At 64.0% G+C, this 3,930-nt stretch carries 4 protein-coding genes; 1 reads left to right on the forward strand and 3 read right to left on the reverse strand.

Going from position 1 to position 3,930, the window contains the following annotated elements; all coding sequences use genetic code 11:
- Positions 1–208 precede the first annotated feature (208 nt).
- Together WAN02_RS25375 and WAN02_RS25380 are read right to left on the reverse strand one after the other, a co-directional pair.
- Entirely contained in the window at positions 209–571 is a 363-nt protein-coding gene (locus WAN02_RS25375; RefSeq protein ID WP_422267583.1) for a hypothetical protein, read from the reverse strand.
- A 36-nt stretch (positions 572–607) separates the two neighbouring features.
- Positions 608–1,642 carry a hypothetical protein gene (locus WAN02_RS25380; protein ID WP_422267585.1) on the reverse strand — a complete coding sequence of 345 codons (1,035 nt, stop codon included), beginning with the start codon at positions 1,640–1,642 and terminating at the stop codon, positions 608–610.
- A gap of 173 nt (positions 1,643–1,815) precedes the next feature.
- Between WAN02_RS25380 and WAN02_RS25385 the strand changes: the two genes are divergently transcribed.
- On the forward strand, positions 1,816–2,490 hold the full coding sequence (locus WAN02_RS25385; protein ID WP_422267587.1) for a methyltransferase family protein: 675 nt from the start codon (positions 1,816–1,818) through the stop codon (positions 2,488–2,490).
- Here WAN02_RS25385 and WAN02_RS25390 read toward each other — a convergent pair.
- Positions 2,480–3,930 (reverse strand): non-ribosomal peptide synthetase (locus WAN02_RS25390; RefSeq protein WP_422267589.1); only part of this gene is annotated, 1,451 nt, incomplete at its 5' end. The genes WAN02_RS25385 and WAN02_RS25390 overlap by 11 nt on opposite strands.

The raw sequence follows: 3,930 nt of genomic DNA on the forward strand, positions 1-3,930 counted from the left end.
TCATGCTCGCGCTCGAGGAAGAATTCGACATCGAATTCCCCGATGAAGTCCTCAAAAAATCCACCTTCGAATCCGTCCACAACATCGCCCAGGTCATCGAAAGCCTCCTCAAAGCGGTCGCATGATCTCTTTGCCGTGCGGGTCCCGCTGCACGGCGCGCTGGGAGTTCCTTTTCTTCTGACTTTCCCTTGCCGGCGGCGCTAGCACTTCAATGTGCGACCAGGTCGGCGGCAAGCTCTTCTTCGTCAGCGCGGACCCTGCCGGGGGAAGCTGACCGCAGCTGCCAGTGCGCTACGCCGCCGTCCGGAACGGTCAACTCCCCGGTGGCCAGTGCCTCGCCGATGAGTGAACGTACCCGCTGCTCGTTGGCCGGTTCGGTCGCGAAAAGCACACGGAGCGTGACGATTTCACCCGTCTGGTCGTTGGTCACGTAATGCGGCGCGAGCGGGCACGGCGGCGTATGGTCCCAGCCGCCGCACAACGCCTTCGTGATCGCGCCGCCAAGAGCATTGGGACTGTCATCGGGCTGCATCACGACCACAGCGTCGTGGGCAAAGGCTCTGCGCGCCATGGCGGTAACCCTAGGCCTGCGGCGAGCCGGTCTGCACTACAGCGACGGCAGTATGTCGAACATGAAGTTGCCACCGGTCGCCATCGCGTGGAGCAGGTCACCGAAGGCTGCGGCAAAGTCCCAGTTGCCACCCCCGGCGACGGCGCTGCTGCCGGTGCCGATGACCTCGGCCAGGAGATTGTCGCCCGTGATCGCAGTGGCCTGGTCGAGAGCGCCGCCGGTGTTGAAGATGGCGGCGATGTCGCCGATGCCGCTGGCTTGAGCGTCGGCATTACCGCCGAAGGCGGTGGCGGAGTCGGCGACACCGGTGGCCTCGGCGGTACTGCTGGGGCCATCGGCGAATGCGTTTGCCAGGAAGCCGCCGGCGGTCGCAGTGCCGCCCCCGGAGGCGGCGGCGAGGTCACCGTTGCCCAGAACGGTGATTGCACTGCTACCCGTGCCGATGGCCGTGGCGAAGTCGCCGTTGCCCGCGCCGGTAACGGCATCGCTACCGGCGCCGTCAGCGAATGCGGAGCTCAGGCTGCTGCCAACTCCGACAATCGCAGCACTACCCGTACCCAGGGCGGTCGCGTCGTCAAGGCTGGCGCCTAACCCGATGTTGGCGGAGCTGCCGGCGCCGTCGGCGAAAGCGAAATCGAGGTCCGCGCCCAACCCGATGTTGGCGGAGCTACCGGTACCGCTGGCGACTGCAAAATCGAGGTCCGCGCCCACCGGGGTGTCGGCAAACGTATTGGTGCCGTTGGCGAATGCGAAGTTGAGTAAACCGCCATCGGCGTCGGCGTTGGCGCCGTTGCCGATAGCGATCGCGAAGTTGCCGAAGCCTGAGGTGGCGGTGGCGGTGTTGTTCACGGTGGAGAACAAGTCGATCCCGCTGATGGAGACCTGCATGTCCAACGGCGCCGCCGCATCGGCGGCGGGGACTGACAAACCACCCAGCAGTTGATCGATCCACGAGAACTGGTCAATGGATGGATCGGCCGAGGCGATCGCCGGGAAGGAGGCCAACGCCGTCCCAGCGCTCAGCCCGGCCACCAGAATGCTCAGCCGACCGATCCGACTCGCATGTCTCATCGGTCTTCCCTTCCCTGGGTGCCCCCGAGGGTTGCGCTGTGTTTTCGGTCCAGCGCGGACCACCGATGACGCGGAGGCTACTACGCGGGCGACCCCCGCACGCGTGTTTGACACAAGTTGAACTAAGTTGGTGCACTGTTCGCACACGGTGCCGAAGCGATGAAGGAGGACCGGTGAAAACCATTCCCAAGTTGTTGGTCTTCGGTCTTGTCGAGTTCGCAGTGTTCGGACTGATGCTGTTTGTCCCGGCAGGCACCGTCAATTACTGGCAAGCGTGGATTTTTCTTGCGGTGGTTGCCATTTCGGTGTGGATTCCCCCCATCTACCTGCTGCGTACGAACCCCGATGCGTTGCAGCGCCGGATGCGTGGAGGGCCGGCAGCGGAGGCTCGAATGGCGCAGAAGGTCGTTATTGCCGGCTTGTACTTGTCACTGGCAGCAATGGTCGTGGTCAGCGTCCTTGACCATCGCTTTGGCCGGTCGTCGGTACCGACGGCAATCTGCTTGGTTGGTGATGTTCTGGTAGCCGTTGGACTGGGTGTGGTGGCGCTGGTGCTCATTCAGAACAGCTACGCGGCCTCAACCGTTCAGGTAGAGGCAGGCCAGACGGTTGTCTCCACGGGTTTGTATGGGATGGTGCGACACCCCATGTACACCGGCAATGTGATCATGCTGGTCGGCATCCCCCTCGCGCTTGGTTCGTATTGGGGACTCGTCTTTGTCGTACCTGGCCTGATCGTGCTCGCCGTGCGGATCCGCGACGAGGAGAAGCTGCTCCAGGAAGAGTTGACGGGGTACCGCGAGTACAGCCAGACGGTTCGTCATCGCTTGGTGCCACTTATGTGGTGACAGATCGCTCGTGGATGTCAGCGCTGTGCCGCCGCTGACGCAAGGTCAACGCCGCCATTGCCGGTGCACCGAGACGTGGCCTTATCCATTTGGCCATCCGGGCCACGGTGGGTTCATCGAACACCGTTTGGACTGCGACCTCGATACCCAGTTCGGCCGTGACTCGCGCTGCCAGTCGCATCGCTAACAGCGAATGCCCGCCGAGGTCGAAGAACGAGTCATCGACCCCGACGTGTTCTACGCCCAGGATCTGGGCGTAGATGTCGGCGAGGGTTTCTTCGACCGGGTCGGCCGGTGCGCGGTAACGATCGGCGTCTTGGTACTCCGGTGCCGGCAGGGCCCGTTTGTCGAGTTTGCCGTTGACCGTCACAGGCAGCGCATTCAGCGCTACCACCGCGGTGGGAACCATGTAGGCCGGCAGCCGGGTGGCCAGCGCGGCACGCGCGGCGGCGGGATCGGCGGTGCCGGTGATGTAGCCGATCAGCCGCTGGTCGCCGGGTCGGTCCTCGCGGGCGATCACCACCGCCTGCGCCACCCCGTCGAGGGCGGCCAGCGCAGCGCGCACCTCACCGAGTTCGATGCGATACCCGCGGATCTTGACCTGCTCATCAGCGCGACCCAGACAATGCAGCTGCCCGTCAGCGCCCCAGCGCACCAGGTCCCCGGTGCGATACATCCGCGACCCCGGCGCCCCGAACGGGCATGCCACAAACCGCGACCCGGTCAACCCCGCCCGGCCCAGATACCCCAACCCCACACCATGACCGGCCACATACAACTCACCCACCACACCCGCCGGCACCGGCCGCAACCAACCATCCAGCACAAAAAAGCCAAGATTGGCCAATGGCAAGCCAATTGGGCTGACAGTGCTGTCGATGTCGTCGTCGATGATTTCCCGGAACGAGGCATGAACTGTTGTCTCGGTGGTGCCATAAAGGTTGAGCAGACGCGGTAGAGCAGGGTGATTGTTCCGCCACGGCCTGAGACGCTGAGGTTCCAGCCCTTCACCGGCGAACACCACGGCCTGAAGCTTGAATTGACGTCCCAGGTCAGGCTGGAGCGCATCGGCGGTTTGCAATGCATAAAACGCGGACGGGGTCTGGCTGAGAACGGTGACTTGTTCTGTGATGAGCAGGGTGTGGAGATCGTGGGGTGAGCGGGTTACCGGCTCGGGCACCACCACGAGACGCCCACCGCGCAAAAGGGCTCCCCAGATCTCGCACACCGAGACGTCGAAGCTGTAGGAGTGCCATTGCGACCACACTTGCCCGGGCGGGAGCTCCACATCGAGTGAGTTCATGAGTTGGGTGACGTTGTGGTGGGTGATGGCGACGGCTTTGGGGGTGCCAGTGGTGCCGGAGGTGTAGATCAGGTAGGCGATGTCGTGGGGGTGTGGTGGGGGTGGTGGAGTGTCGGGTTGGTCGCCCAGGGTGGGGT

The organism is Mycobacterium sp. (assembly GCF_049281135.1).
Lineage (GTDB): Bacteria > Actinomycetota > Actinomycetes > Mycobacteriales > Mycobacteriaceae > Mycobacterium.

Bases quoted from the DNA above. Each gene is read 5' to 3' on its own strand.
- WAN02_RS25375 (WP_422267583.1), bottom strand. From the start codon at position 571: ATGGCGCGCAGAGCCTTTGCCCACGACGCTGTGGTCGTGATGCAGCCC.
- WAN02_RS25380 (WP_422267585.1), bottom strand. From the start codon at position 1,642: ATGAGACATGCGAGTCGGATCGGTCGGCTGAGCATTCTGGTGGCCGGG.